We start from the raw sequence: 26259 nt of genomic DNA on the forward strand, positions 1-26259 counted from the left end.
CATCAAATTTTGCGCGCTTTACGACCGCGTGTCGCGTTTCTCATAGGTATGGCGAGGCAAGCCACAAGATCTTCTCGAAAAGCCTCAACAAAAACGGCCTTGCCCGTAATTCTTCGAGCTTGACCTGCCTGGCGTTTTCCAATGCTTCGTTGATGCGTTCTGAAACCGCGCCAGCAAAGCCCTCATCGATAACTTCGATATCCACCTCAAAGTTCAATCTTAATGACCGCGGATCAAGATTTGACGAGCCAACATATGACCAACGATCATCAATGACGAGGAGTTTCGAGTGATTGAACGGGCCCGTGGCGCGCCATATGCGGCAATTGCTTTTCAGGATCTGATCGAATTGCGCCGTCATGGCGTGGTCTACGAGTGTGAGATTATTGTTCGCAGGAACGATGATATCCACCTGAACACCGCGCCTTGCCGCCGTCGTTAATGCCGAAATCAGTTCTCTGTCCGGCAAGAAATAGGGCGACATGATGCGGATGGACGACCGGGCTATGGAGAAGGCGCCCATCAGCATCTTGTGGCTGGTTTCTATGCTGTTATCCGGGCCGGAGGCGACAACCCGTGCCAGAACCGGGGAGCCGGGCTTGCCTTCGGGAAGGGTCACGTCCCACACGGGCCCATCCAGTCTTTCGCGTGTCGTGAAAAGCCAGTCTTCGGCGGCGACTGTGAAAAGATCCGCAACCAACGGCCCGGTCACCTTGAAATGCGTGTCACGCGAATGGCGGTCCCCGGCAAATTCAGCCGTGAAGCCTTCCCGAATATTCATGCCGCCGGTAAAGGCCACCCGACCATCGACGACAAGAATTTTTCGGTGCGTGCGCAGATTCGCATAGGGCAAGCGCAAGCCGATGATGACATTGCCGTTGAAGACAGCGGCCTTTAGGCCGGCTTTTGTCAAACCGCGCATGATGCTGGGAACAGAGTAACGAGCGCCGACCGCATCCACCAAAATCCTAACTTCGACACCACGATGCTGAGCATCTGCTAAGGCCTGAACGAAGCGCTCTCCCGTTCGGTCCTGATCGAAGATATAGGTTTCCAGAATGATGGAGCGTCTCGCATTTGCCAGGGCGTCCAGCATGGCCGCATAAGTTTCGTCGCCCGATAGCAGCGGCTCGATGGTGTTGCCGGTCGTCAGAGCGTTGCGTGTAACGCGGTCGCCGACATTCTTCATGGCGGCGAAGCGGCGTCCGAACCGTGCGATGACCAGATCATCCGCGGCATCGAAAAGCGCAACACGCTCCATGATCGTGCCATGCATCAAAGACCGTTGCTGCCCAAGGTTACTGCGGCGGATGCGGTTTATGCCTGCAATGCCGTAGATCGCGGCGCCAATGAAGGGAGACAGCACGATAACGCCAACCCAGCCCAGAGCTGTGCGCACCTCCTGCTTTGTCATCGTTGCATGAATGGCCGCAACCGCCCCTACGAGGATAGACGCTGTTGCTAGTATATGGGGCCAATAAGCGTTAAGAAGATCAATCATATAGCGAATATAGTCGACTTGGATCATGCCGCAAGCGGCATCGCCACAGTGGCATCGGCTAGTGATCTGTTAAGAGTTTGTAAGCTATGTATGATGACAGTCTTGAGGATAAGCCGACGGATTTGATGCGCAGGGGTGTGGGCGCGCCAGGCTAAAAACCATCTGGGGGCAGGTCCGCAGACTTGTATTCAAATCTGAAATATTTTACCAACGTGCAACCTTCTGTAAAATCGGTGAAAACGCCATGCGTTTGAGACATATCGCGCTTCTTACTTGCACCGCATTCATGCTGGTCGGCTGTAGTGAAACGCTTGAAACGGTCGAGCGTGATGTTTCCCATGTCAAGAACAAGGTAGATTACCCGCTTTCTTCGTCCATTCTTGCTGAAATGGACAAGAAGAACATGGATCGCAATGCGCCGATCATGATCCGTATTGTCAAGGAAGAGAGCAAGCTCGAGATCTGGAAAGCTCGCCGCGATAATCGTTTTGAGGTCATTGCCTCCTACGATATTTGCGCGTGGTCTGGAAAGCTGGGCCCCAAGGTCAAGGAAGGCGACCGTCAGGCGCCTGAAGGCTTTTATAATCTGACGCCGGGGCATCTCAACCCGAACTCCAATTATTACCTGGCGATCAACACCGGTTTTCCGAACCGTTACGATCAGGCCAATGGCCGCAACGGCACCAACCTGATGATTCATGGCGCCTGCTCTTCGTCAGGCTGCTATTCCATGACGGACGCGCAGGTGCTCGAGATCTACGGCTTTGCACGGGACGCCTTCAAGGGCGGCCAGAAAACGGTGCAGTTGCAGGCTCTGCCATTCCGTATGACGGCGGAAAATATGGCGCGTCATCGCAAGAGCGAGCATTACGAATTCTGGAAAATGCTCAAAGTTGGATATGACAACTTCGAAGTCACCAAACGCCCGCCTGAGGTGAATGTGTGCGAAAAGAAGTATGTCTTCAACCAGCAGGTCGAGGGCGGTCAGTTCAACGCTGCTGCGTCCTGCCCGAAAATGAGCACGCCACCGGCACTCGCCAGCGCGCTTCAAAGCTATGCCAAGACCTATGAACTGGCCTATACCAAGGCAACGAACAAGCTCGATGGTATGGTGTGGTATGACCCGAGCGAAGCCGAGCGAAAGGCAGTCGTTGCAGCCAAGCGCAAGGGCCGCGAGCCTGCCTATGCCCCAACCGGATCGGCTTTGAAAGCCGGCAGGCTGATGAAGGAAACCGAATTCGCTGCGCTGATGGAGAAAAAGGCGACCAACGGAATTTCCGGCCAGGCCGCGACAGCCATGGCATCTGCTTCAAACCCAGGCGCAACCACGGCAGCGACAGTTGGAACTGCGCGCCCTGCAGCACCTACTGCACGTGTGGCTCCAACGGTCATGGTCGCGTCAGCGCCTGTCCAAGCCCCTGCGGTGGCAAACCAGACTGCTGCGGCTCCACAGAGCGTGCCTGTTCCAGCCCTCAATCCGCTCGCATTTTCGGCACCGGCTCAGCCAGATGATGCGCAGAAGAAACCGTTCTGGAAATTCTGGTCAAAGCAGTGACGCCTACGGTTGCCGACGTCTATGATCTGAGGGGGCTCAAATGCCCCCTTCCTGTTTTGAAGAGCCGTAAGAAGCTAGCGACTATCGCTGCAGGGGAGGAGCTCTGGGTGGAAACCACCGATCAGCTCGCTGTCATCGATATCCCGCATATGTGCAGGGAAGACGGCCATGTGCTCATCGCGGTTGTGCCGACAGGCCTTGGCCACCGTTTTCATATCCGCAAGGTGTGATGCCTTTCAGACGCCCCGCCGGTTGCCCCACAGCAGTACATGCAGTTGCGGTAGCACCCGAACGTCAAACCAGCGGTCGTTGCTCACCTTCTCAATTAGCCATAACATCCGGTCCATGATGCCGTTGATATCCACCAGAGCGTCATCATCTTCCGGTGGCGGCGGCGTATGGTTGCCGGGCTGGAGATAGACGTTCAAACGGGGATAAAGCGCCGATACATCTTTTGCATAGACGTAATCTGCATCATCGAAAATCACGAATTTTAACGATATCTGCGGACCGGTGCCTGCAGCCGCAAGACAATCTTCGAGCTTGCCAAAGTCCGTCTGCATGGTGCTGGACGGCGGTTTGGGACTCAGCACAAGATAATCCAGATCGGCGAACCATTCCTTAGCGATGCTGCCTTGGGTTTCCAGTGCAAAACGATAGCCTTCGCTATGCCCTTTGGCGATCAGGTCAGTCAATGGCTGAATGGCAGGATTGCCGCCTGAAAGAGATACGGTCAGAGGCTTGCCGCCGGAAAGCGTGGTGACCTCGTGCCAGATCGCGTCGACGGAAAGAGGCTTCCAGTCATCGCGATACTGACTATCAACAGCATGCAGCGTGTCGCACCACGAACAGCGATAGTCGCAGCCGCCGGTGCGCACAAAGACCGTCGGAAGCCCAATAAGCGGCCCTTCACCCTGTATGGTCGGACCGAAGATTTCGCTGATGCGGATGGTTGTGTCTTTCGCCGCACTCATGGACGGCCCGATGGACGATATTCGGCCCAGGTTTTTGCCGTTTCGCTCACACGCACCGCGCTCGTTTCAGGCAGACGCTCCTTGCACCAGTCATAGAAATGCTTGGCCAGGCGCTCGGCTGTCACCATGTCATTCTGCAAAACGTCATTGAGGTGACGATGGTCGAAGTGGTCGTCAATGTAGCGCTTCAGTGGCGACAGTTCGTGATAATCACGGATGAAGCCGTGCTGGTTCAAATCCTCACCGGCAAGTTCCACCTCTACAATGTAGTTGTGGCCGTGCAGACGCGCGCACTGGTGGTCTGCGGGCAAATCCTTGAGCTGATGCGAAGCCGAAAAATGGAATTCCTTGGTGATACGAAACATCAGCGCACCTCCTGCGCCGCATAGGCGCTGGTCGCGGCCTTCCAGAATTCCGGGTCTTCGTAATCGGTCGGATCGGAAATATCAGCGAGATGAAAAGCCTCGCGCCGCTCCACGCAGGTGCCGCAACGTCCGCAATGGCGCAGGCCGCCCTTGTAGCAGGACCATGTTTCACCAAAGGGGGTGTCATGCTTTGCACCGTCGGTGACGATATCGGCTTTGGAGCCTTCCACATAAGGTGCGTACAGCTTGACGTTTGCGTAGCCATCCAAAGCGTGGCGCTGCATGTCGTTGAAACTGTCGATGAAGCCGGGGCGACAATCGGGGTAGATGAAGTGGTCGCCGCCATGGACGGCAATGGCCACGGCATCGGCCAGCTGTGCTGCCGCCAGTCCAAAGGCAATCGTCAGCATGATGGCATTGCGGTTGGGCACGACCGTGGAACGCATTGTTTCCTCGGCGTAATGGCCATCTGGTACCTCGACATCGTCAGTCAGGGCCGAGCCTGTCAGATGCGCGCCGATAGCTGTAATATCGATAATATGGTGCGGCACCGACAGCCGTTGTGCGCAGAGCGCTGCAAACTCCAGTTCCTTTTTATGGCGCTGGCCATAATCGAACGAGACGAGTGCAATCAGTTGATGTTCCGCCGCGATTCTATGCGCAAGCGAAACAGAGTCCAATCCGCCGGAGCAGATGACGATGGTTTTCATAGGTTGGATCCCTTGTTTTGACCGGGTGGGCTGCGACCGGATTACGGTTGCGGCTTCTAACGCAAGTCGGTAGCCTTGGGAAGAGGCGGAGGTGCATTCATGTAAAATGCAACAGCTGTGATTGCCGCATACGATGACGGCTGATGGGAAGCATCATCGGGCGGCCCGAGGTGGGGTCGGTGATGATTTCGCTTTCGAGGCCGAAAACGTCACGGACATTGTCCTGTGTCAGAACCTCTTCCGGCGTTCCCATGACGTGCAGACGGCCAGATGCCATTGCTAGCAGATGGTCTGCGTAACGCGCAGCCAGATTGAGATCGTGCAGCACCATGACGATGGTGGTGCCGCGCTCCTGGTTGAGGTCGATCAACAAGTCCAGAACCTCGACCTGATGGCTGATGTCAAGAAATGTCGTGGGTTCGTCCAAAAGCAAAATTTCGGTTTGTTGGGCCAGTGCCATGGCAATCCAGACGCGCTGCCGTTGGCCGCCAGAAAGCTCATCGACGGGACGTTCCGCCAGATCGAATGTTCTGGTTGCTTCCAGCGCCGCTGCAACGGCTTCATCATCACGCACATTCCAGCGCGATAACAGGCTCTGGTGCGGATGGCGGCCTCTGCTGACAAGGTCTGCGACGGTGATGCCTTCTGGCGCGATGGGGGATTGGGGGAGGAGGCCGAGTGTTCTGGCCAGTTTTTTGGGCGCTATGCTGTGAATGGATTTCCCATCCAGCAAAACATGGCCTCGCCGGGGCGCAATGAGCCGCGACATGGTGCGCAGAAGCGTCGATTTTCCGCAGGCATTGGCACCAACGATAACGGTGATCTTGCCATCGGGTATCACAAGATCAAGGCCATCAAGGATAACGGTTTCGCCATAACCGGCCGCGAGTCGTTCGACTGTCAGGGTGTGAGATGTCAAAGCGAGCCTCCGGTCCGGTTGACGCGGATAATCAGGAATATCAGGTAAGGTGCGCCCAGCGCGCCGGTGATGACGCCGACTGGATAGCGGCTTGGCAGCAAAAACTGCCCCGCATAATCACCGGCAAGGACCAGCAACGCGCCGATGAGTGCGGCCGGTAGCAGCAATGAACCGCTATTGCCGACGATACGGGCCGCGATCGGACCGGACAGAAAGGCCACGAAGGCAATCGGCCCGGTAATGGCGGTTGCAATGGCAATCATTCCAACAGCAGCAATGATGACGAGAATGCGGGTCAACCCGATGCGCACACCAAGCGCGGCTGCGGTATCGTCGCCCAGTCTCATGGCTTCCAGGTCCCGCTGCCGGTTGAACAGCAGGCTTCCGAAAACAACGAGCCCCAGCAGAAGCGGGATGACCTGCGAGAGTTGAGCGCCGTTGACGCTGCCAGTCAGCCACCGCATCGCCTCCTGCAGGCTCCATGCCGGAGCGCCTGATAGAATGTAGGCGATGACGCTTTCCAGCATCGCGGAAACTCCGATGCCCACAAGAATGAGCCGCGTGCCCGCCACGCCATTGCGCGACGAAAGTGCATAGACCGATAGTGCGACGCCGAGCCCCGCCACGACAGCGAAAACCGAAACGATCGGGCCTTTCAGAGACAAGACGACAATGGCAAAAACGGCGGCAGCACTTGCGCCGGAACTGATGCCGATAATATCCGGACTTGCGAGTGGATTGCGCAGCATGATCTGAAACGCGACGCCGCCCAGACCAAAGCTGAAGCCAGCGAGAATGCACATAAGCGCTCTTGGCAAACGCAACTGCCCAACGCTGAAACTCGCGCCCGGCACATCATGGCCAGCTAAGACCCTGATGACATCGAGCGGTGGCGTGAAGGACTGGCCCAGCACCAGCGTCAGTGCAAATATCGCGATAATGAGCACGATCAGAAATGTCAGCACACGCAATCGCTTTTGCGAATGTTGGGCTCGATGCCCGATCAGGGCGCTGACCATACGAGACTGAAGCATTATAATTCCCTCAACCGCTGGCGCCTGACGATCCAGATGAAAAAGGGTCCACCGATCAGGGCGGTTACAATTCCCACATCAAGCTCTGCCGGACGGGAGACGATGCGACCGACAATATCGGCGGCAAGAAGAAGACTTGCGCCGCAAAGGGCCGAAAAGGGAAGCAGCCAGCGATGATCGACCCCGACCAGCAGACGGCAGATATGGGGCACCACAAGCCCGAGAAAACCGATAGGCCCGCAGACGGCGGTTGTCGCGCCGCACAGCAGGATAGCGCCGAGCGCTGACATCGCCCGTGCAAAGGCAACGCGTTCGCCAAGGCCCGCAGCTAGCTCATCCCCCAAGGCCAGCGAGTTGAGCTTGCGGGCTGACAAGAGGCTGATGACGAAGCCAACGGCAAGAAATGGCAGGACATTCCAGATCCGGTCGAATGTTGCCCCGCCAACGCCGCCGATCTGCCATGAGCGAATACCGCCTGCAATATCGTTGCGCGGCAGCACGACTGCGATAACCAGCGATGAAAAAGCCACTGAGGTCGCGGCCCCGGCCAGCGCCAGTTTGAGCGGTGTCGCGCCACCGCGGCCAAGCGAGCCAATGGTGTAAACAAAGACGGCAGAACACCCCGCGCCTAGAATAGCTGCCCATATGAAAGCCTGAGCCGAGGCGATGTTGAACCATGCAACGCCGACAACCACCGCCAGCGATGCACCCATATTGACACCAAGAATGCCGGGGTCGGCCAGCGGATTGCGTGTCACGCCCTGCATGATGGCACCGGCAAGACCCAGTGCTGCGCCAGCAATAATGGCAAGCAGCGTTCGCGGTATTCTCACTGAAACGGCGGCTTGGCCGATGGTTTCAACCTGTCCGCCCAGCGCTGATACGATCTCGGCCCAGGCCACATCGCGGGTGCCTATGGCGACGGAGAGCATGGCCAGCCCTGCCAGACCAACAAGCATGCCCAAAAATCCGAGTGCTCTGAGCCGGTTTGATCGCGCGAAACCTGCACGCGGCGCGCACTGCCTGGCATATCTAAACGCCATTATGGCTTTCCGGCAGACTTGTCTGCAGCAGCGGTTAGCAAGGCCACATAGTCTTTCAGCACCCAGGAGATGGATAGGGGGGTAGGGTTTGCTGCTGTTCCAACGGGATTACGGCCCAGCATGACGATGGCGTTGTGTTGAACGGCGGGCATTCTGGACAGAAGTGGATCTTTTTTAATGGCATCCAGCAGTGGCTGCCCGCCATAGGTGACGATGATGTCGACATCATCGAAAGCATCGACACGTTCAGCGCTGATACTCGAGGCAAACTGCCCCGGCTTTGTTGCCTCCCGAACGCTCTTGGGAGATGAGAGGCCAAGATCGTTGAAGAACCTGACGCGGGTATCATTGGCGGTGTAAAAATTGACCGTGCTAAGATTGGTGGTGTCCAGATGCGTGACAAACATCGCCGTCTTGGTTTTCAACTGTGGGGCATTTGCGACGACATTGGCAATCTCGCCCTCAATGCTTTTGATCAAAGCCTCACCCTCTTTGGCCATGCCGAGGGCCTTGCTGTTGAAGGAAATCATCTCCCGCCAGTCGGTTGCCCATGGTGCTTCCGGATAGGCGATGACCGGGGCTATCTGGCTCAATGTGTCATAGTCGGATTGGCTGAGGCCCGAATAGGCCGCAAGGATCACATCCGGCTTGGTCGCGGCAACGGCTTCAAAATCGATGCCATCGCCCTCATCAAAAAGTACCGGCTTTTCAGCGCCAAGAGCTTTGAGCTTTTCCGCCACCCAGGGAAGAAGACCATCGCCATCATCGTCGCCGAAATTGGCTGCGGCAAAACCGACCGGGACGATACCCAGCGCCAGCGGCACCTCATGGTTGGCCCATGCCACAGTGGCGATCCGCTGCGGTTTTTTCTCAATCGTCGTTGTGCCCAAGGCGTGTTTGACGACAATGGGATATGAGGCTTCATCCTGCGCCGACGCACTGCTGAAAACGAAGACAGACAGAAATGTTACAATGGGCGCAAAAGTGCGAACGAAGCGCAGCATTGGCGAGACCTCTTGTTGTTTAAAGTTGACCTGAAGTCTCAGCTTCACTCTGGTACGTCAAGACTGATGTGATGACTGGCCGCGAAGTGCGACGAAGTTTCCGTGGTTTTCTACAAAACCGTGGAATTTTACAATACCAGACTAATGCCCTCAAGTTATCAGCACAACAGGGGGCACCGGGGCTTTGCCGGGTTGCCAGACATTGCAACACGACTTCTGGAATTTGATCATGAAGAATGACACGACAAGCGCAGGCGACGAACGCTCTCAACGCCGGTATCGGAAAGCGATTTTGCTGGGATGCACGGCGCTTGTTGCATTAGCACCTGCGCGCCTGATCGCTCAGGAGGCGCAAGCTCAGGGCGGAAGCACCGTGCTCGAAGCCATTGTCATCAAAGGCGCTGGTACCGATGACAATGAGAAGTCGATTGTTGCAAGGCAGACGACGGGCGCTGGCAAAATGCCCAGCGAGGTCCTGACAACACCCGCCTCCGTTTCCGTCATCACCGCGAAAGAGATCAAGGAGCGCGGCGCAACCAGTGTTGAGCAAGTTGTGCAATATACATCTGGTGTCGTTACGGATTTCTACGGCTCGGATGATCGCTACGACTATTTCGATATTCGCGGCTTTACCCCCTACACCTATCGTGATGGCCTGGCGATCGGCCGGACCTTTGCTGGCATTCGGGAAGAGCCCTACGCATTTGAGCGTATTGAAGTGCAGAAGGGCACCAGCTCTTCCGGCTTTGGCGCGTCTGAGCCCGGTGGTTCTGTCAATTACGTTACGAAGCTGCCCAAGAGCGAACGTTTTGGCGAAGCCTATGTCACCGGGGGATCGTTCAGTCACAAAGAGCTTGGCCTGGATTTTGGTGACAACATCACCGAAGACGATACGCTGTCCTATCGCCTAACTGGAAAATTCCAGGACGCGGATGCCGAATATGATTATTCGAAGGATAATGAGAAGTTCGTCATGGGTGGCCTGACGTGGCGTCCTACTGACGTAACAAGCCTTTCCTTCGTCTTCGATCATCTCAACAAAGACGGCGTGCCCGGCAGCGGCGGCCATCCGCTTGGATCGGATTTCGACAGAAGCAAATTCTTCGGTGAGCCGGATTACTATTTCCGCACCGTCAACCGCAACACCTATAGCCTGATGCTGGATCATGACTTTGGCGACGGTCTGAGTTTTGCGTCGCATGCCCGCTACAATAAATCCAACGACGCGTTTGGTAGTGCATATCTTGACGCGACAACACTTGCAGGCGGAAATCCTGCTAACCGCTATTTCTTCGGCAGCGACAAGACGACTGAACAGTTCGTGATAGATGCGAACCTGCTCTATGAAACCAGCTTCGACAATGTTGAAAGCCGCACACTCGCGGGCCTGGAATACAGCGATTTCAAATCGAAGAACTACGGGCTTTATACGAGCGCTCCAACGATCAACTGGCAGAACCCGGTCTTTTCTGGCGCTCCAGTGTCGACTGCGCCGAACTATGGCACGAAGAATGATCAGAAAACAAAGGCGATTTATCTTCAGGAAGACCTGACGTTTTTCGACAAGTTGACGGTAAGCTTCGGTCTGCGCAATGACTGGCTCGACCTCAGTGAGACCGACCTGTTCGGCGCTGGTACGAAAGCAGCCAGCCATAGCGAATTTACCAAGCGCGTTGGTGTGAGCTACAAAGTTACAGAGGAGCTGGCCGCCTATGCCAGCTACGCCGAATCCGCTGCGCCACCCGCTGTTGGCAGTGACCCGACGACTGGAAAGCAGTACGAGGTCGGCGTCAAGTATCGACCAGAGGCTTTCCCAGCCCTGTTCACAGCGTCTGTCTACGACCTCACAAAGGGCAATATCACTGTCTTCGATCAGGTGACATATATCCCCCAATCGGTCGAAAAAGTGCGTCATCGCGGTCTTGAACTTGAAGCGAAGGCAGAGCTGACGGACAATATCGATATGATCGCGGCTTACAGCTATATCGACTCCAACATCGATGAACCGGGTGGCGCAAATGATGGCAATCGTCTTATGCGCGTTCCTAAGAACATGGTCTCGCTGTGGGGTACTTATACGCTGCCCGGCGAAGGTCCGCGCGGAGACATGACGTTCGGTCTCGGTGCCCGCTATTCCGACAGCTATTTCACCAACATCCAGAATACGATTGCTTCGGAAAGTGCTGTCGTGTTCGACGCTGCATTCACATACAAGATCAAAGAGAACACAACGCTACAGCTGAATGCGAGCAATCTGTTTGATGAGAAGCACATTGCCAGCCAGGACGCCGGTGGACAGTATTACAACCCCGGTCGCGCGGTTTACGCCACTTTGCGCCAGACCTGGTAAGGCTCGGCATTACCCAATCCGCCGCATGCGACGCCATGCGGCGGGTGTTTCACCGGCCACCTGCCGAAACGTTTTCGTCAGGTGTGCCTGGTCGGAAAACCCAAGCTGGGCAGCAATGGCTGCTACGCTGAGGTCGCTTTCGGCCAGCATGTTCTGGGCAAGGCCGACGCGCCTGCTCAGTTGCCATTGCAGTGGTGTTTTGCCGGTGGTCTGTTTGAAGACGTTTGCGAACCAGCTTTCCGAAAGTCCGACGGTTTCTGCCATTTCGCTGACTGTCATGCGGTAATCCGCCCGTGTATTGACCACGGATATCAGCTTGTTCAACTGCGCCTGCGTCAGCCGCGCATTGGCCTGATCGTCCGTTTCGCCCTCTTGCAAATCCAGCAGGTTGGCGATGATGCTGCCAACAAGGCTTTCAGCATAGGCTGCATGTTTTGTGGGCGTCGAAAGTTCATCAACCAAAAGACTTGCGAGTATCTCGACCGCCTTCGCATCCTGAATTTCAACAGGCCTGCGCAATGCGCTGAGCGCAACCGATGTTCCGACGGATGGTGCCAGATATTTCAGCATCCGGTCTTTGTGCAGGTGTATGTCGACATGCGAAAAACGGTGAAAAGACGTGAAACTGGTCCACAGCGGCACGCCAGCCGGCACATAGATCGCTCTCTTCATCGGGCGGTAATGTTCGGCGGCGCCTTCCTGGCGGTTGCTCATCAGGATGTGCGAGGAGACATCATTGAAGAAAATGACGATGCGCGGGTCGGGGGATAGGTAGTAACCCGTTGCGCCTGCATGTCCCTCGGCATCCCAGAACACGCTGATCAGCCCGTCGAGGCCGCGCCATTTGGCTGGCCCCAGAGCGCGGATGCCATCCGTGAAACATGTCATGGAGTGAAGGTAAGTCACAAATAAAACCAGTCTCATCCGGTGCGACGATTGCACGTCCGAAAATGCAAAAGCTGAGCCCGGTTTCACGCATTGGCATGACATCAGGCTCTTCAGCGATTTATGCGATAGATGACTAGAAATATCATGTTTCTATAATATGGCAAGTTTGCAGGCTGGTTTACGTCTTGATGTATTCGGGGAACCGTTGCCGGATCATGTCCGTGATCGACAGGGTCCCAGAAAGATGCCTGCGCAGCGCCGCTGTTGCTTCTTCAGGATTTGCCGACTGGATGGCGTCAACGATTGCCCGGTGATCGGCAAGAACCGTTTGCATCTTGCCGGGCATCGGCAGGTGAAGCCGCCTCAGCCGGTCCAGATGAACGCTCTGTCGCCGCACGTTTGTCCAGAGATCGAGAATATCTGCGCGTTCGTAGAGTTTGCGGTGAAATTCCTGGTCGCAGGCGTCAAAACTGTCATAGGATTCCGGTGATGCAAAGGTTTCCTGCCTTGTGACGATTGCCGAAAGCTCTGCCGCTGTCTGCGCAGGGTTTTCGCTTGATAGTGTTCGGATGGCTTCCAATTCCAGCGAAAGACGCAGAAACTGGGCCTGCTGCGCGTGCCGAATGTCTATCCGGGCGACAACTGTCGCATATTGGGGATAGACATCGACAACGCCGTCTTCCTGCAACCGGATCAACGCATCACGAACAGGGGTCTGGCTTACACCAAATTCCATCTGCAAGGCCGCACGCGACAGCACCGTGCCGGGCACCAGTTCCACATTGAGAATGCGCTTGTGCAGTATCTCATAGATCTGAAGCGCCACCTGGCGTGACCTGTCCAGCATTGTGCCTCTCACCATATCTCATCACCCTTCCGCCCGCTGGCCACGGTTGCACTACAGCATAATTTATCCATTGATGCACTGATGTTTTAGTGCTTCAATGAACTGTCTTGAGGAGGACGGGGTGTTGCTGAAGGTGGCGCACTCGTGGCGGGAGTTGCAGAAAGCATCATGAGCAAGAAGAAATCCGCAGACATGCTGCGCAGCGCACGCTGGTTTGCGCCTGATGACCTGAGAAGCTCGGGCCATCGCTCCCGCACCATGCAGATGGGCTACGCGCTAGAGGAATGGATGGGCAAGCCGATCATTGCCATCCTCAACACTTGGTCGGATGCAAATCCATGCCATGCCCACTTCAAGCACCGCGTGGAAGATGTGAAGCGCGGCATCTTGCAGGCGGGGGGATTTCCGTTGGAACTGCCCGCTCTTTCGCTGTCGGAAAGCTACGTCAAACCCACGACCATGCTCTACCGCAACATGCTGGCTATGGAAGCAGAAGAGCTTTTGCGCTCACACCCTGTTGACGGTGCCGTTTTGATGGGCGGGTGCGACAAGACAACGCCCGGTCTCGTCATGGGCGCGATTAGCATGGGCCTGCCGATGATTTATCTTCCAGCGGGTCCGATGCTGCGCGGTAATTATCAGGGCAAGCCTCTTGGCTCGGGTTCAGATGCCTGGAAGTTCTGGGATGAGCGTCGCGCTGGCAATTTGTCGGAAAATGAATGGGTCGAGGTAGAGGCAGGCATTGCGCGCTCCTATGGACATTGCATGACCATGGGCACCGCCAGCACCATGACAGCCATTGCTGAAGCGCTTGGGCTGACGCTGCCCGGCGCGAGTTCCATTCCAGCACCCGACGCCAATCACATACGCATGTCATCTGCCTGTGGTCGCCGCATCGTGGAGATGGTGTGGGAAGACCTGACGCCTGATCAGATACTCACCCAGGCATCCGTCAACAATGCTGCGGCTGTCGCGATGGCAACGGGCTGTTCCACCAACGCCGTGGTGCATCTGCTGGCAATGGCGCGACGGGCAGGGGTGATGCTGACGCTGGACGATCTTGATCGCGCTGGCCGCACGACACCGGTCCTTGCCAACATCCGGCCAACTGGCAAAACCTATTTGATGGAAGATTTCTACTATGCCGGTGGCCTACGTGCGCTCATGGCAAAGATGGGAGATCTTCTCGATCTATCCGCAATGACCGTATCCGGCCTGCCACTGGGCGAAACGTTGAAGGGCGCGGAGTGCTTCAACGATGATGTCATCCGCTCTTTGGACAATCCGGTTTATCATGAAGGTTCACTTGCTGTCCTCAAAGGCAATTTGGCACCGACCGGTGCCGTCATCAAACCGGCTGCCTGTGACCCGAGATTTCACAAGCACCAGGGGCCAGCGCTCGTTTTCGACACTTACCCGGACATGAAGGCGGCAGTGGATGATGAGAACCTCGATATCACGCCCGATCACGTCATGGTCTTGCGCGGCGCAGGCCCGCAAGGCGGGCCGGGTATGCCTGAGTGGGGTATGCTGCCCATTCCAAAGGCTCTGCTGAAACAGGGCCACCGTGACATGTTGCGGTTATCCGATGCGCGAATGAGCGGCACGAGCTATGGCGCCTGCATTTTGCATGTCTCACCGGAATCGCATATTGGCGGCCCGCTGGCGCTTTTGCGCAACGGCGATATCATCAAACTCGATCTTGAGGCTCGCACCATCGATATGCTGGTCGATGAAGACGAACTCGCGCGTCGCCGCGCATCTTGGGTTCAGCCAGCAGATAAAATCAGGCGGGGTTATGGCTGGATGTTCGCGCGCCACGTGGCCCAGGCCGATACCGGTGCCGACTTTGATTTTCTGGAGGCCGGCTTCGGTCCCAACGCTCCCGAACCTGATATCTATTGATCAAAGGACAAGAGATGACAGACTTTGTTTTAAGCGATGAAACGCGCCAGAAATTCATGGGCGTTGCAACACCGACCATCGCCACAGCGCTCTATAAACGTGGCTTGCGCAACCAGTTCATTCAGGATGTGCAACCCTTGTCGGCTAAGAAGAAAAACATGGTGGGACAGGCGTTTACCTTGCGCTATATTCCAGCGCGGGAAGACCTGAACCCGCTCACCGTGTTCCAGAACCCCGAGCATCCTCAACGGGCCGCAGTGGAGCGATGCCCACCAGGTTGCGTGCTGGTGATGGACAGCCGCAAGGATGCTCGCGCGGCGTCCGCAGGGTCTATTCTTGTTTCACGCCTGATGGTGCGCGGCGTTGTGGGCGTCGTGACGGATGGCGGTTTTCGGGATAGCCCGGAGATTGCTGATCTGGAAATTCGCGCCTACCACAAGCGGCCATCGGCACCCACCAACCTCACCCTCAACCAGGCCATCGATATCAATGTTCCGATCGGCTGCGGCGACGTGGCGATCTGGCCCGGCGATGTGATCGTTGGTGATGACGAGGGCGTTATCGTCATTCCGGCCAACATTGCCGACGAGATTGCCGATGAAACAGTAGAAATGACGGCCTACGAAGATTTCGTGACCGAGAAGGTTCTCGCTGGTGCAACGATTATTGGCCTCTATCCGGCCACAAGCGATGCGCCACGGCAGGAATTTGCTGAGTGGCGCAAGGCCCGCGGTCGATAGTAGCGTCTGGCGCGCCCGCGTGGTAAAAAAACGCCAATTACAGTGTAGTCGTGCGTGCTGATAAAACAATTGGAACCAAACTCCGGTCGCTTGTGTTGTTGGGCTACAAAAGCTCAGCAAATTCAGGAGATTGTCGATGGAACGGGTTGCCGTTATTGCCGTTGTAGGCGCTATGTTTTGTTTTGCCACGGCTGCGGTAGCGCAGGATATCGAGGTTAGCAGTCTGGACGTGAAGCGCGTGAACAAGGACGTTGAACGCGGAGTGGTGTCTGAAACGAGACCGGGTCACATTATCGATGTCAAAGGTCGTCAGGTTCGTCTCGTCGGCCAACGCTTCTTTCCGGACAACTCCAAAGAAGTTGCCTTGTTCGGTCGTGCGGATGCCCTGAAGCGCGAAGAGGCCCGTTCACAATACGCATCCAAATAAGAACCGTTTGATCGCTGCCGGAGACCACACCATCCATGGGAAATGACATCAAGCCATCTGGCGCAAGCGCCAGTAAGTTGCGGCTGGTTCGCCAAGACGAGGCTGTCGCTGGAAAGCCGACATTTCCCGAATTGTTCTTCGATCTGGTTTTCGTCTTCGCGCTCATCCAGCTATCCCACACGCTTGCCGAGGATTTTGGTTCTACCGCGTTGCTTGAAGCAGGAATCATTATCCTAGCACTGTGGTGGCTGTGGGTTCAGATCACCTGGCTTACAAATCTGTTGAACACCGAAGCTGGCCTCGTTCGGCTGTTTCTATTTTCAATGATGTTTCTAGGGGTCCTTTTGGCAATCGCATTGCCAAAGGCTTTCGACCACCAAAGCTTCACGTTCGCCTTGATCTATAGTGGCATGCAGGTGCTGCGCTCCCTTTTTGCTCTTTATGTTTTCAAGGGGATCGACCATGAAAACTCAAAGACTTTCGGGCGGATGGCAGTATGGCTCGCTGCCTCGAGTATCTTTTGGATCATGGGAGGCGTTTCTGAAAGCCTGGGATGGCAGATTGGGTTCTGGCTGGTTGCAATCGGCATAGAATATCTCGGCCCCGCCGTGAAATATTTCGTTCCCGGCTTTCAGGCTGGGGACGATGAGAAGCTTCACCTTTCAGGTGAGCATCTGGCGGAACGCTGCGCATTGTTTGTCATCATTTGTCTGGGTGAGACGATATTGACCACGGGGCGCACAGCCGCCGATCATATGAACACAAGCCTGAGCTTTATTGTGTTCTGTTCGGCGTTCACCAGCACGATCCTGATGTGGTGGATTTACTTCCACCATGCGCAGGAAAAAGCCTCCGAAAAAATCGAGAACTCCGAAGAGCCGGAAAAAATAGCCCATGGGCTTTTCAACTACGGCCATCTGCCCATCGTTGCGGGGATTATTCTGACGGCTGTCGGTGAAGATTTCAGCCTTTCGCACAGCCATGAAAGTTCTTCGTGGCGCGAAGCCATCGCTATCATTGGTGGGCCAATCCTTTTCTTGGCAGGAAATATCGGCGTCAAGATTGCCGCGTCCCACATGCGACCCGTCTCCCATTTCGTCGGAATTTTCGCGTTGTTGCTTCTGTTCCTTTTGGGCGCAACGCCGCTCTATGTTCTACAGATCGCGGCTGTTGCGGTGCTTTTGATCGTCGCAACCTGGGAATATGTCGCTTTGAGAAAACATACTCCCAAGGTTGGTTGAGGTTCGGTTCAATCCATCAGAAGGGGTAGTGCTGGTCGGCATCCTCAATGGTGATCCAGCGCAGGTCCGTGAACTCGGCAATGGCTGCCTTTCCACCGAAGCGTCCGTAACCGGATGCTTTGACGCCCCCGAATGGCATTTGCGGCTCGTCGGACACGGTCGGACCGTTGATGTGGCAAATGCCGGACTGGATTTGACCGGCAACGCGCATGGCCCTGCCAACATCGCGGCTGAAAACCGCAGAAGACAGTCCATATTCCGTGTCGTTGGCCACGCGCACTGCCTCAGCCTCACCGTTCACGCGGATCACCGGCTTGACCGGGCCAAATGACTCTTCCTCATAGATTTTCATGCCGGGCGCTGCGTGATCGATCAGTGTTGCACTGACAACCGTGTTGTCACGGGTGCCGCCAGCCACGATCTTGCCGCCCTTCGAGACTGCGTCGGCGATGATCGCATCCATCTTCTCTGCCGCTTCAGGCGTAACGAGAGCGCCGAGAACGACTTTTTCACGCGGATTTCCGGCTGGTAGTGCGCTAGCGCGAGCCGAGAGCTTTTCAACGAATTCGTCCGCGATGGATTGATCAACGATGACCCGCTCAGTCGACATGCAGATCTGCCCCTGGTTCATGAAGGCACCGAAGATGGCGGCGTTGACGGCCCCATCGATATCGGCGTCATCAAGCACCACGAGGGGTGCCTTGCCACCGAGTTCAAGCAGCGCAGGCTTGAGATTCTCGCCTGCCAATCGTCCGATAATGCGTCCAACTTTGGATGATCCGGTAAAGTTGACGTGGCGAACCCGTGCATCCGCGATCAGGGCTTCAACCACGCTTGCCGCGTCAGCAGGGCTGTTGCTGACAACGTTCAAAACGCCTGCTGGAAAACCTGCCTCTGTAAAGCAATCGCCAATCAGCCGGTGCGTTGCCGGGCAAAGTTCGGATGATTTGAGAACGACGGTGTTGCCACAGGCAATCGCCATCGCAACGGCACGTGTTCCCAGAATCACCGGAGCATTCCATGGCGCGATGCCGAGGCAAACGCCCTTGGGTTTCAGCATTCCCATTGCCAATGTGTTTGGCTTGTCAGATGGAATGATTTCTCCACCAAGCTGGGTCACCATAGACGCCGCTTCGCGGATGATGCTGGCCGCAAACTTCACGTTGAAGCCAGCCCACATGCCGGTGGCTCCCGTCTCTGAAATCATGGCTTCAATGAAGGCACCGACCTTGCTCTCCATAACCTCGGCAGCCTTCATCAACAGAGCGCGGCGCTGGTTGGGGCCAGTTTTGGACCAGGCTTCGAACGCCTGCGATGCGGAATCCACAGCCATGCGTGCATCTGTGACGTTGGCCGCTGCCGCTGTCGTCGCAACGGTTCCTGTTACGGGGTCCAACCGATCAAATGTCCGGTTCTCCTGCGCTGCCTGATTCTTTCCCGCAATCAGCAATTCGACCATCATAATAATTCCTCCCATTATGAAATTCTGTACGGCGCAGATATCAGCACATCATTGGGGACTGACACAAGTTCCCCACGGCTGACATTTCCGACAACAGGGATCGAGCAGGCAACAATGCAGGAATGAGAAGCAGAAGGGCGGCAAGTTGGCCTTGCGGCTCTTACGTTCAGACCGATCAAGCCGGGTTTGAAAGCCACTCGGTAAGGCGCATTTCGGTCTGCGCGCGCGTCGGCGTGCCGGCGCGGCCCCCGAAGACCTCGCATTTCATCGCAGCCGCAACGGAAGAGAGCTGAATAGCCGCACGACTTTCGAGACCTTGTGCCACGGCAAGGGCGAAGGTGCCATGGAATACGTCTCCCGCAGCCAGCGTGTCCACGGCCTTGATCGCCAATGTCGGCTGGTGGTGAACCTGGGGATTATGGGGCTCGGTCCAGTAACAGCCAGCCGGGCCTGCCGTGACCGCAATGAAGGTTTCAGGGTAACGTGCATGGAGAATCGGCAACATGGCCGCGACATCTCCCGTTTCGGTCAGACGCTGAGCCGCTGGCTCGGAAAAGATGATGTGCGTTGCTGCGGGCGCCAGCATTTCCAGCGTTTCCACCGGCGCAACATCGCCATCGAGAATGGCAGGCTTGCCAAGGCTGGCGGCAAGAGTCAGCACATCAAGCGCGAGTTCCGGCCAACGCACATCGACCAGAACTGCATCGAAAGGTGACAGATCCTCTGCCGTGCAGGAGCGTTTATTCTCATGAAGCTTATGATCGTAAAATGGAACGATCAGCCTTTCGCCGTGGTCATCAATGATGATGGTGGACAATGCGGAGCGTGCACCCTTGGCGATCGTCATGCCTGACATGTCGATGCCGCATTCTGCCAGTTCGCGCAGAATGCGGCTTCCGGTTTCGTCATCGCCGACAGCGCCCCAGAGACTGGCACGACCACCCATGCGATGGACCGTGTAGCCCGCACTGGATGCCATGCCTTCGGCAATCTGCAGCATGTCATAGGGCAGGACTTTGCCTTGACCGGTCGGCATGTCATGCACGCGGAACAATGTGTCGAGCACGGCAGCGCCGACGCAGAGGACACGCTTGGAGGGGATGATATCGTCACGCATGGGTTTTCAGATACGCTTGCCCGTCTCCCGGTCGAACAGATGCACGGTTGCCGGATCAACGGCGATCTTCACGTGGTCACCGAACCGGATGTCCAGACGCTCGCGAAACAGGCAGGCAATCTCTTCACCGGCGCAATTCAACTTCGCGTAGATTTCCGAACCGGTGCCTTCGACCAGTTCGACGCGACCTTCAATACCGTCTGCACTAACTCTGATATGTTCAGGGCGAATACCATAGACAAGGTCCCGTCCGCCTAATACGGCTGGATTTGCTGAGGGTGGAAGGGGCAGCGTCAAGCCCTTTGCGGTACGGAACACACCTTCCTCAATGCGTCCGCGAATGAAGTTCATGGCGGGTGAACCAATGAACCCGGCGACGAACAGGTTGGCAGGCCGGTCGTAAAGCTCCAGCGGTGCGCCGATCTGCTCAATGACGCCATCATGCAGCACCACGATTTTGTCGGCCATGGTCATGGCCTCGACCTGGTCATGCGTCACATAAATGGTGGTGGTGCCGATGCGCTGGTGCAGCGCCTTGATTTCCCCGCGCATCTGCACGCGCAGCTTGGCGTCGAGGTTGGAAAGCGGCTCGTCAAACAGGAACACTTGCGGATCACGCACCAGTGCCCGGCCCATGGCAACACGCTGGCGCTGCCCGCCTGAAAGTTGGCGGGGATAGCGATCGAGCAGCTTGTCTAGTCCTAGAATGTCGGCGGCCCGGTTCACTTTCTGAGCCGTTTCATCTGCGCTGGCTTTCTTGAGCTTCAGGGCAAAGCCCATATTCTCCCGGACTGTCATATGCGGATAGAGGGCGTAGTTCTGGAACACCATGGCGATATCGCGATCACGAGCGCGTAGATTGCTCACCTCCCGCGCCCCGATATGGATCTCTCCGCCGCTGACCTCTTCAAGACCGGCAATCATGCGCAACAGGGTTGATTTTCCGCATCCCGAGGGACCCACGAGAACGACGAACTCTCCGTCGCGTATATCGATATCGATGCCTTGGATGACGTTGACGGCGCCGAAGCGCTTCTGCACATTCTGAATATTGACCGGTGCCATGATGTTGATCCCGTAATGATAAGTGGTTGAGGTGGCGCGGTGTCCAGTCCGGAAATCCTTTGGACTTCCGGGGCAGGGCGCTAGCCTCCCTTGACTGCGCCGGCGGTCAGGCCAGCAACGATCTGTTTTTGCGCAAACATGGTCAGCAGCAGCACCGGCAGGGTGACGATGAGCGCGGCTGCAGCCAGCGGACCCCAACTGACCTGTTCGAAGGACAGCATGTTGTAAACCGCAACAGGCAGGGTTCGGGTTTCACGGCTGGCCAGCACAATGCCGAACACGAAGTTGTTCCATGAGAAGATGACGGCCAGAATGAAGGAAACGACGATGCCGGGCTTGGCGATTGGCAGCGCCACGAGGCGGAAGACCTGCCAGGACGTTGCGCCATCGATGCTCGCGGCCTCTTCCAGCTCCTTCGGCGTTGTCTCAAAATAGCCGATCATGATCCAGACCACGATGGGGACTGTGACAACTAGATGGATGATGATCTGAGGCCAGAGCGTGCCCAGCAGGTTCAACCATTGGAACAGGAGAAACAACGGAATGAGGAAGGACAGGCCGGGGGTCATTCGGGCAATCATGATGACGATGGCCGCTTTTTCGGCCTTCAGCCGTGCAATGCCATAGCCTGCGGGTACGCCGATGATGAGGGCCAGGAATGTTGCCGCGCCGGTGACGAGCACGGAATTCCAGAAGTAGAGGAAGAAGTTGTTTTCCTCAAACACCTTCACATAATTCGACCATGCGAAGCGTTCTGGAATGAGGATCGGTGGATAGGCCCCATTGTCGATCTCATATTTCAGCGAAAGCGAAATCATCCAGAGAAAGAACAGGATGACAGGTGAAATCATGACGAGTGCGACGAAGAACAGGCCGATCTGGTCGAGTGTCTTGCGTTTCATCAGCGGTCCTCCATCTCGTTCCATTGACTGCGGGCGCGCACCATCAGCAGCACGAAGGACAGCGCGACAATGACGATGAAGAAGACGACTGCCATGGCTGAGCCATAACCGATGTCGTAGTAGGCGAAGGCGGTGTTGTAGAGATAGATGTTGATCGTCTCGGATGCCGTGCCGGGTCCGCCTTGGGTCATGGCGTAGATAATGTCGAAACTCTTGACGGCGTCGATCGAGCGGATGATGACGGCAATCATCAGAAACGGGGCGATCATCGGCAAAGTCAGAAAACGGAACTTCTGCCAGGCGTTTGCGCCGTCTATCTCGGCACTTTCATAAGGTTCGCGCGGAACGGCTGCGAGACCACCGAGCACGATGAGCATGACCAGCGGGGTCCATTGCCATGTTTCCACCAGCACCAGTGATGGGATGACCGTGGACTGGTTATAGATCCACTCCAATGGGCCGATGCCGACGAATGAGAGAAGATAGTTCAGCACGCCGAGCTGCGGGTGGAACATCATCGTCCATACAAGCGCGATGGCAACCGGGGTTGCCATCATGGGCATGACGAAGACGCCGCGTAGGAAGCCACGAAGCGGAAACTGCGCATCGAAAAGCAACGCCGCCAAGGTGCCCAGGAATAGCGGAGCCACGACGGACAGGGTCGTATAGACAAGCGTATTCCATAGGGATTCCCAGAATCGGGCATCACTGGCCAGACGGATATAGTTGTCGAAGCCGATAAAGCTCTGCTCTTGCCCCAGTGTCCAACGCTGCGCGCTCATCCATAGGGTAAAGACCCACGGAAAAACGATAACGGCTGCGATGACCACGAGTGCGGGAATGACGAAAGGCCAGTAGTTGGGAGCAAGCCGCGTGGGCTTGCTCCTTCTGATCACCTTCGTCGTTTTGACGGTGTTTGCTATGCTGACGGACACTTTTATCCCTCGCTGCGCGCCAGAACAGGTGCGAACTGTTCGGTCGCCTTCTTGAGTTCGGCTGCCGGATCTGCGCCACCAATCATGTTGGTGAGGCCTACGCCATAGATGTCGCGGAACTCCGTCACCGGAATGATGACCGGAAGCGCGAGCTTGGAAACCTTGCCGGAGCCGACCACGGCATCCAGCCACTCCGCAGGCATTTTTACGCCTTCGCGAACCTTGGCATCTTCGAGAATGGACTGCCGGAACGGCACGCCGGCACCAGCCTGCAGAAGACGGGCACCCATGTCATGGGAAATTGCCCATTGGCAGAACAGATAAGCTGCCTCTTTCTTCTGGCTGGCTTCGACAACGCCAAGGCCATCTCCGAATGTGCCTGCGGCCTGCGCAGCCGGGCCCTTTGGCATGACGCCGTAGCCAGCCTTGCCGACAACACGGGATTTTTCCGGATTTTCGATTGGCGGTGCAAAGCCCACGCCATCCAGCCACATGCCGATCTTGCCTTGAAGGAAGGCGGACTGCGCTTCAGCCCAGTTGAAACCGGAAACACCGGGAGGTGCGGCTTTTGTCATCAGGCGTTGATAGAGCGCTGCCGCTTCCACCGCCTCTTTCGACTGTGCATCGATCTTGCCGTCAACAATCGGAGCGGCACCATAGCCCAGCATCAGCGATGTCCAGACAGGCGTATTGGCGTTCTTCAGCCCGCGTGCCACGAAACCATAGGTGTTGGTGGAAGGATCTGTCAGCGTTTCTGCCGCCGTGACGAGCTCCTCGAAGGTCTCCGGATATTTCAGCCCCTTTGCCGCGAACAATTCTTTGTTCCAGTAGAGAATCCAGTAGTCCACGGAGAATGGGAGCGAACGCAGGACGCCGTCGCTGTCCTTGGCAAACTGCATCCCGGCCTCGGCAAAATCGCTCTCGGTGAGGGACGGATCTGTCAGGGACGGATCTTTCAGGAAGCCGCTGATATCGGCCAGCCATTTGCCTTTTTCGAACTGGCGCTTCTGCACATGATAGCTCAGGTGAACAACGTCGAAGCTTGGCTTGCCGGAGGACAGTTCGATGACGACCTTCTGGCGCTGCTGCTGCTCAGGCGTGGCCTCGGCATTGACCTTGATGCCGGTCAGTTCTTCGAATTCCTTGATGTATTTCAAAAGCGTTTCGCTGCGCGGGCTCTTGACGAGATTGACCTCCAGCGTCGTGCCGGCATGTTTCTTCCAATCGACAGCAGCCGAAGCGGGGCGAATGCCGAACGCAGCAGTTACGGCAATGGCTGCCGTTCCCGCCATGAATGCCCGCCGTGTCGGCTTGAGCAATGAATGTGTCATATCTTCCTCCTCCTGTTTGGCCGAAAATCTCCTCACCTCCGGCCGATTGCTTATGCATGTTCCTATCGGATCAACCGATCGTCTAAACTGCCAGCGCCCTGTCTCGCGCATTCTTTATGTGCGCGACCAGCCTTTCGGCGGCTTCTTCCGGCGCACGACGCTCGATGGCTTCGAGGATCGTCAGATGCTCGGCCATGACGGATTTGACATGGCCCGCGATGCGAAAACGCTCCTGATTGATGAGGCGCATCTTGATGGAGTTGACCCGGTAGGCGTTGGATAAGATGGAATTTCCCAGTGAATCGATGAAAGCGTCGTGCATGCCCCAGTCGACCGCCTGCGCGCGGGCATCCAGCTCAGGCGAGCCTTTTCCCAATTCGGCTGCCTCTGCGATATCCCGGTGATCGCTCAACATCTTGCCGATCGCCTCATCGGAAGCTGTTCGGGTAAAAATCGCAACGGCTTCCTTTTCGAGGAAAATACGAAACTGGAATGCTTCACGGATGAGGTTGATGTCGATATGTGCGACCTGTAGCCCGCGTTGGGGCACAGTGATGATCAACCCATCCGCCTCAAGTCTCGGAATGGCCTCACGGATTGCGCCAAGCGGCAATCCTGTTAGCTCTACCAACCGTCTTTGTGAGATGAACTGGCCGGGCCGAACATCGCGCGCGAGAAGATGATGCGTAAAGCTCTCATACGCTTTCTCCCGCAACGTCGTCTGTTCGCCAGTCTCATCCATGAACTATCCTTTTCACGCGGCTTTGCTGTTGAAAAGCTGCTCGAATGCAGCAGATAGCTTTGTACGGTTTTCTGCGGAAATGGAAACCAGTGGCGCGCGAACCGAGTGCCAGATTGGCTCGCCGGTGACGTGAGAGACCAGAACCTTGACTGCCGGTGTGACCGGATACTTCAGCAATTCAACAACCAGGTCTTCAATGCGCTTGTCGTCTACGCCATCAACAGCCATGGAGCGAACCTCTTTTGGCAGGAAGTTCGCCACACCGGAGATTGCGCCTTGCCCACCAAGACGCACGCCTTGCGCCAGATGGCGTTCATCGCCAATCAGAATAATGAGATCGCGATGCTCTGCAAGAAGACGCTGCGTGTATGGCCAGTCGCCAGAGGAATCCTTGACCCCTGTGACGACGCCCGGAAATGCGTGACGCAGGCGACCGATTAGCTCGACCGACAAGGCAACCATTGTAACGGATGGGATATTATAAACCAGAATGTCGCGGGCGCTGCTGCCAAGCTGGCAGAAGACCGTTGAGAACCATTCGAAAAGGCCGTCATCGCTGACATTCTTGAAATATGAGGGCGGTGCCAGAAGAATGTTCCGCACGCCAATATCAAGGGCTTCGCGAGACTGATCCGCGGCGTCTTGCGCCGAATCGACCAGAACGCCGGTGACAATGTTGCCCGGATCGATACCCGCGCTGACGGCGGCGGCTAGCACATCAGTACGTTCGCGAGCGCCGATCGAGCTGCCTTCGCCAGTGGTGCCAAAAAGGGTAACGCTGTTACAGCCAGCGGCTAGCGAGCGCTTGGCTTGGCTCACCAAGCCTGCGGTGTCGATGCTGCCATCCGGCGCAAAGGGTGTCGTAAGTGCTGCCGAAAGGCCAAATTTACCAGTCAAATGCCTGCTCCTCCAAAACTGACATCAGCTTGATACGCCATTAACATGTTAGTTGTAAAGATAAGAACAGTTACTTTGTCCTAAAGTTTTCCTAGCCCTGCATGAAGGCTGCTGTAGAGGCATAAATTCGCCCGGAAAACCGCAAAAATGCTGCCTTTGAGGCCGCAAATCGCTGGTTTTTACGGTCTTGGATGCCGTTGCTCGCCAGACACACCCTTACATTAGGCCTGGAAAAATCACCGGGAAGGGGGCTTTGGCAACATGTGATTAACCTTTATTTTCTATTGAATTGGGTGTGCCAAATG

At 56.2% G+C, this 26259-nt stretch carries 25 protein-coding genes; 7 read left to right on the forward strand and 18 right to left on the reverse strand.

The window, feature by feature from the left end; all coding sequences use genetic code 11:
* Nucleotides 1–40: 40 nt before the first annotated feature.
* On the reverse strand, nucleotides 41–1501 hold the full coding sequence (locus RQI55_RS12415) for a phospholipase D-like domain-containing protein (protein ID WP_311272900.1): 1461 nt from the start codon (nucleotides 1499–1501) through the stop codon (nucleotides 41–43).
* 244 nt (nucleotides 1502–1745) lie between these two features.
* On the opposite strand from RQI55_RS12415, the gene RQI55_RS12420 reads away from it, so the two are divergent.
* Complete coding sequence (locus RQI55_RS12420; RefSeq protein WP_311272674.1) at nucleotides 1746–3056, forward strand: L,D-transpeptidase family protein; 1311 nt, start codon at nucleotides 1746–1748, stop codon at nucleotides 3054–3056.
* The gene (locus RQI55_RS12425; protein WP_311272675.1) at nucleotides 3053–3286 is read left to right on the forward strand and encodes a sulfurtransferase TusA family protein; all 234 of its coding nucleotides are present in this window, start codon (nucleotides 3053–3055) and stop codon (nucleotides 3284–3286) included. Before RQI55_RS12420 ends, RQI55_RS12425 begins: the two co-directional genes overlap by 4 nt.
* A gap of 6 nt (nucleotides 3287–3292) precedes the next feature.
* Here RQI55_RS12425 and queE read toward each other — a convergent pair whose 3' ends face one another.
* The 7 genes from queE to RQI55_RS12460 all read right to left on the reverse strand — a co-directional run bounded on the left by queE (nucleotide 3293) and on the right by RQI55_RS12460 (nucleotide 9105).
* Nucleotides 3293–4030: a 7-carboxy-7-deazaguanine synthase QueE gene (gene queE, locus RQI55_RS12430; RefSeq protein WP_311272676.1), complete on the reverse strand. Its 738-nt coding sequence runs from the start codon at nucleotides 4028–4030 to the stop codon at nucleotides 3293–3295.
* Complete coding sequence (gene queD, locus RQI55_RS12435; RefSeq protein WP_311272677.1) at nucleotides 4027–4395, reverse strand: 6-carboxytetrahydropterin synthase QueD; 369 nt, start codon at nucleotides 4393–4395, stop codon at nucleotides 4027–4029. Before queD ends, queE begins: the two co-directional genes overlap by 4 nt.
* The gene (gene queC / locus RQI55_RS12440; protein ID WP_311272678.1) at nucleotides 4395–5105 is read right to left on the reverse strand and encodes a 7-cyano-7-deazaguanine synthase QueC; all 711 of its coding nucleotides are present in this window, start codon (nucleotides 5103–5105) and stop codon (nucleotides 4395–4397) included. Before queC ends, queD begins: the two co-directional genes overlap by 1 nt.
* A 97-nt stretch (nucleotides 5106–5202) precedes the next feature.
* Entirely contained in the window at nucleotides 5203–6024 is an 822-nt protein-coding gene (locus RQI55_RS12445; protein WP_311272679.1) for an ABC transporter ATP-binding protein, read from the reverse strand.
* The gene (locus RQI55_RS12450; RefSeq protein ID WP_311272680.1) at nucleotides 6021–7058 is read right to left on the reverse strand and encodes an iron chelate uptake ABC transporter family permease subunit; all 1038 of its coding nucleotides are present in this window, start codon (nucleotides 7056–7058) and stop codon (nucleotides 6021–6023) included. The genes RQI55_RS12445 and RQI55_RS12450 overlap by 4 nt, the downstream gene beginning before the upstream one ends.
* On the reverse strand, nucleotides 7058–8101 hold the full coding sequence (locus RQI55_RS12455) for an iron ABC transporter permease (RefSeq protein ID WP_311272681.1): 1044 nt from the start codon (nucleotides 8099–8101) through the stop codon (nucleotides 7058–7060). The genes RQI55_RS12450 and RQI55_RS12455 overlap by 1 nt, the downstream gene beginning before the upstream one ends.
* Nucleotides 8101–9105: an iron-siderophore ABC transporter substrate-binding protein gene (locus RQI55_RS12460; RefSeq protein WP_311272682.1), complete on the reverse strand. Its 1005-nt coding sequence runs from the start codon at nucleotides 9103–9105 to the stop codon at nucleotides 8101–8103. Before RQI55_RS12460 ends, RQI55_RS12455 begins: the two co-directional genes overlap by 1 nt.
* A 229-nt stretch (nucleotides 9106–9334) precedes the next feature.
* Here RQI55_RS12460 and RQI55_RS12465 point away from each other — a divergent pair, with 229 nt between their 5' ends.
* Complete coding sequence (locus RQI55_RS12465; protein WP_311272683.1) at nucleotides 9335–11455, forward strand: TonB-dependent siderophore receptor; 2121 nt, start codon at nucleotides 9335–9337, stop codon at nucleotides 11453–11455.
* 9 nt (nucleotides 11456–11464) lie between these two features.
* Here RQI55_RS12465 and RQI55_RS12470 read toward each other — a convergent pair whose 3' ends face one another.
* On the reverse strand, nucleotides 11465–12361 hold the full coding sequence (locus RQI55_RS12470; protein WP_155398742.1) for an AraC family transcriptional regulator: 897 nt from the start codon (nucleotides 12359–12361) through the stop codon (nucleotides 11465–11467).
* A 160-nt stretch (nucleotides 12362–12521) separates the two neighbouring features.
* Nucleotides 12522–13190, reverse strand: a complete 669-nt coding sequence (locus tag RQI55_RS12475; protein WP_243257457.1) for a GntR family transcriptional regulator — start codon at nucleotides 13188–13190, stop codon at nucleotides 12522–12524.
* A gap of 168 nt (nucleotides 13191–13358) precedes the next feature.
* Here RQI55_RS12475 and araD point away from each other — a divergent pair, with 168 nt between their 5' ends.
* The 4 genes from araD to RQI55_RS12495 all read left to right on the forward strand — a co-directional run bounded on the left by araD (nucleotide 13359) and on the right by RQI55_RS12495 (nucleotide 17503).
* Nucleotides 13359–15095, forward strand: coding sequence for an L-arabinonate dehydratase (gene araD, locus RQI55_RS12480; RefSeq protein ID WP_311272684.1), 1737 nt, complete (start codon nucleotides 13359–13361; stop codon nucleotides 15093–15095).
* 14 nt (nucleotides 15096–15109) lie between these two features.
* Nucleotides 15110–15835: a ribonuclease activity regulator RraA gene (locus RQI55_RS12485; protein WP_192064769.1), complete on the forward strand. Its 726-nt coding sequence runs from the start codon at nucleotides 15110–15112 to the stop codon at nucleotides 15833–15835.
* Between the two features lie 136 nt (nucleotides 15836–15971).
* Nucleotides 15972–16262, forward strand: coding sequence for a hypothetical protein (locus RQI55_RS12490; protein ID WP_311272685.1), 291 nt, complete (start codon nucleotides 15972–15974; stop codon nucleotides 16260–16262).
* Between the two features lie 35 nt (nucleotides 16263–16297).
* Nucleotides 16298–17503: a low temperature requirement protein A gene (locus RQI55_RS12495; RefSeq protein ID WP_311272686.1), complete on the forward strand. Its 1206-nt coding sequence runs from the start codon at nucleotides 16298–16300 to the stop codon at nucleotides 17501–17503.
* Between the two features lie 16 nt (nucleotides 17504–17519).
* Here the strand turns inward: RQI55_RS12495 and RQI55_RS12500 are convergent, their stop codons facing one another.
* The 8 genes from RQI55_RS12500 to RQI55_RS12535 form a co-directional block, all read right to left on the reverse strand.
* A complete protein-coding gene (locus RQI55_RS12500; protein WP_311272687.1) occupies nucleotides 17520–18965 on the reverse strand; it encodes an aldehyde dehydrogenase in 1446 nt (481 codons plus the stop codon).
* 175 nt (nucleotides 18966–19140) lie between these two features.
* Nucleotides 19141–20082 carry a sugar kinase gene (locus RQI55_RS12505; protein ID WP_311272688.1) on the reverse strand — a complete coding sequence of 314 codons (942 nt, stop codon included), beginning with the start codon at nucleotides 20080–20082 and terminating at the stop codon, nucleotides 19141–19143.
* Nucleotides 20083–20088: 6 nt separating this feature from the next.
* On the reverse strand, nucleotides 20089–21147 hold the full coding sequence (locus tag RQI55_RS12510) for a sn-glycerol-3-phosphate ABC transporter ATP-binding protein UgpC (protein WP_311272689.1): 1059 nt from the start codon (nucleotides 21145–21147) through the stop codon (nucleotides 20089–20091).
* 80 nt (nucleotides 21148–21227) lie between these two features.
* Entirely contained in the window at nucleotides 21228–22049 is an 822-nt protein-coding gene (locus tag RQI55_RS12515; protein WP_192064764.1) for a carbohydrate ABC transporter permease, read from the reverse strand.
* Nucleotides 22049–22990, reverse strand: a complete 942-nt coding sequence (locus RQI55_RS12520; RefSeq protein WP_409233731.1) for a carbohydrate ABC transporter permease — start codon at nucleotides 22988–22990, stop codon at nucleotides 22049–22051. Before RQI55_RS12520 ends, RQI55_RS12515 begins: the two co-directional genes overlap by 1 nt.
* Entirely contained in the window at nucleotides 22987–24315 is a 1329-nt protein-coding gene (locus tag RQI55_RS12525) for a sugar ABC transporter substrate-binding protein (protein ID WP_311272690.1), read from the reverse strand. Before RQI55_RS12525 ends, RQI55_RS12520 begins: the two co-directional genes overlap by 4 nt.
* Nucleotides 24316–24397: 82 nt before the next feature.
* The gene (locus RQI55_RS12530) at nucleotides 24398–25057 is read right to left on the reverse strand and encodes a GntR family transcriptional regulator (RefSeq protein ID WP_311272691.1); all 660 of its coding nucleotides are present in this window, start codon (nucleotides 25055–25057) and stop codon (nucleotides 24398–24400) included.
* A gap of 12 nt (nucleotides 25058–25069) precedes the next feature.
* Nucleotides 25070–25954 (reverse strand): dihydrodipicolinate synthase family protein, encoded by an 885-nt coding sequence (locus RQI55_RS12535; protein ID WP_243257433.1) that lies wholly within the window; start codon nucleotides 25952–25954, stop codon nucleotides 25070–25072.
* Nucleotides 25955–26259 lie beyond the last annotated feature (305 nt).

This window comes from Rhizobium sp. WCS2018Hpa-16 (genome assembly GCF_031843705.1).
In the GTDB taxonomy this organism is placed as follows: Bacteria; Pseudomonadota; Alphaproteobacteria; order Rhizobiales; family Rhizobiaceae; genus Agrobacterium; species Agrobacterium tumefaciens_C.

What these genes read in the sequence shown, in the direction of transcription:
- queD (WP_311272677.1), bottom strand. Translation starts at nt 4,395, where the DNA reads ATGTTTCGTATCACCAAGGAATTCCATTTTTCGGCTTCGCATCAGCTC.
- RQI55_RS12510 (WP_311272689.1), bottom strand. Translation starts at nt 21,147, where the DNA reads ATGGCACCGGTCAATATTCAGAATGTGCAGAAGCGCTTCGGCGCCGTC.
- RQI55_RS12420 (WP_311272674.1), top strand. Translation starts at nt 1,746, where the DNA reads ATGCGTTTGAGACATATCGCGCTTCTTACTTGCACCGCATTCATGCTG.
- RQI55_RS12485 (WP_192064769.1), top strand. Translation starts at nt 15,110, where the DNA reads ATGACAGACTTTGTTTTAAGCGATGAAACGCGCCAGAAATTCATGGGC.
- RQI55_RS12460 (WP_311272682.1), bottom strand. Translation starts at nt 9,105, where the DNA reads ATGCTGCGCTTCGTTCGCACTTTTGCGCCCATTGTAACATTTCTGTCT.
- RQI55_RS12500 (WP_311272687.1), bottom strand. Translation starts at nt 18,965, where the DNA reads ATGATGGTCGAATTGCTGATTGCGGGAAAGAATCAGGCAGCGCAGGAG.
- RQI55_RS12450 (WP_311272680.1), bottom strand. Translation starts at nt 7,058, where the DNA reads ATGCTTCAGTCTCGTATGGTCAGCGCCCTGATCGGGCATCGAGCCCAA.
- RQI55_RS12530 (WP_311272691.1), bottom strand. Translation starts at nt 25,057, where the DNA reads ATGGATGAGACTGGCGAACAGACGACGTTGCGGGAGAAAGCGTATGAG.
- queC (WP_311272678.1), bottom strand. Translation starts at nt 5,105, where the DNA reads ATGAAAACCATCGTCATCTGCTCCGGCGGATTGGACTCTGTTTCGCTT.
- araD (WP_311272684.1), top strand. Translation starts at nt 13,359, where the DNA reads ATGAGCAAGAAGAAATCCGCAGACATGCTGCGCAGCGCACGCTGGTTT.
- RQI55_RS12455 (WP_311272681.1), bottom strand. Translation starts at nt 8,101, where the DNA reads ATGGCGTTTAGATATGCCAGGCAGTGCGCGCCGCGTGCAGGTTTCGCG.
- RQI55_RS12505 (WP_311272688.1), bottom strand. Translation starts at nt 20,082, where the DNA reads ATGCGTGACGATATCATCCCCTCCAAGCGTGTCCTCTGCGTCGGCGCT.
- RQI55_RS12490 (WP_311272685.1), top strand. Translation starts at nt 15,972, where the DNA reads ATGGAACGGGTTGCCGTTATTGCCGTTGTAGGCGCTATGTTTTGTTTT.
- RQI55_RS12475 (WP_243257457.1), bottom strand. Translation starts at nt 13,190, where the DNA reads ATGCTGGACAGGTCACGCCAGGTGGCGCTTCAGATCTATGAGATACTG.
- RQI55_RS12525 (WP_311272690.1), bottom strand. Translation starts at nt 24,315, where the DNA reads ATGACACATTCATTGCTCAAGCCGACACGGCGGGCATTCATGGCGGGA.
- queE (WP_311272676.1), bottom strand. Translation starts at nt 4,030, where the DNA reads ATGAGTGCGGCGAAAGACACAACCATCCGCATCAGCGAAATCTTCGGT.
- RQI55_RS12415 (WP_311272900.1), bottom strand. Translation starts at nt 1,501, where the DNA reads ATGATTGATCTTCTTAACGCTTATTGGCCCCATATACTAGCAACAGCG.
- RQI55_RS12515 (WP_192064764.1), bottom strand. Translation starts at nt 22,049, where the DNA reads ATGAAACGCAAGACACTCGACCAGATCGGCCTGTTCTTCGTCGCACTC.
- RQI55_RS12465 (WP_311272683.1), top strand. Translation starts at nt 9,335, where the DNA reads ATGAAGAATGACACGACAAGCGCAGGCGACGAACGCTCTCAACGCCGG.
- RQI55_RS12495 (WP_311272686.1), top strand. Translation starts at nt 16,298, where the DNA reads ATGGGAAATGACATCAAGCCATCTGGCGCAAGCGCCAGTAAGTTGCGG.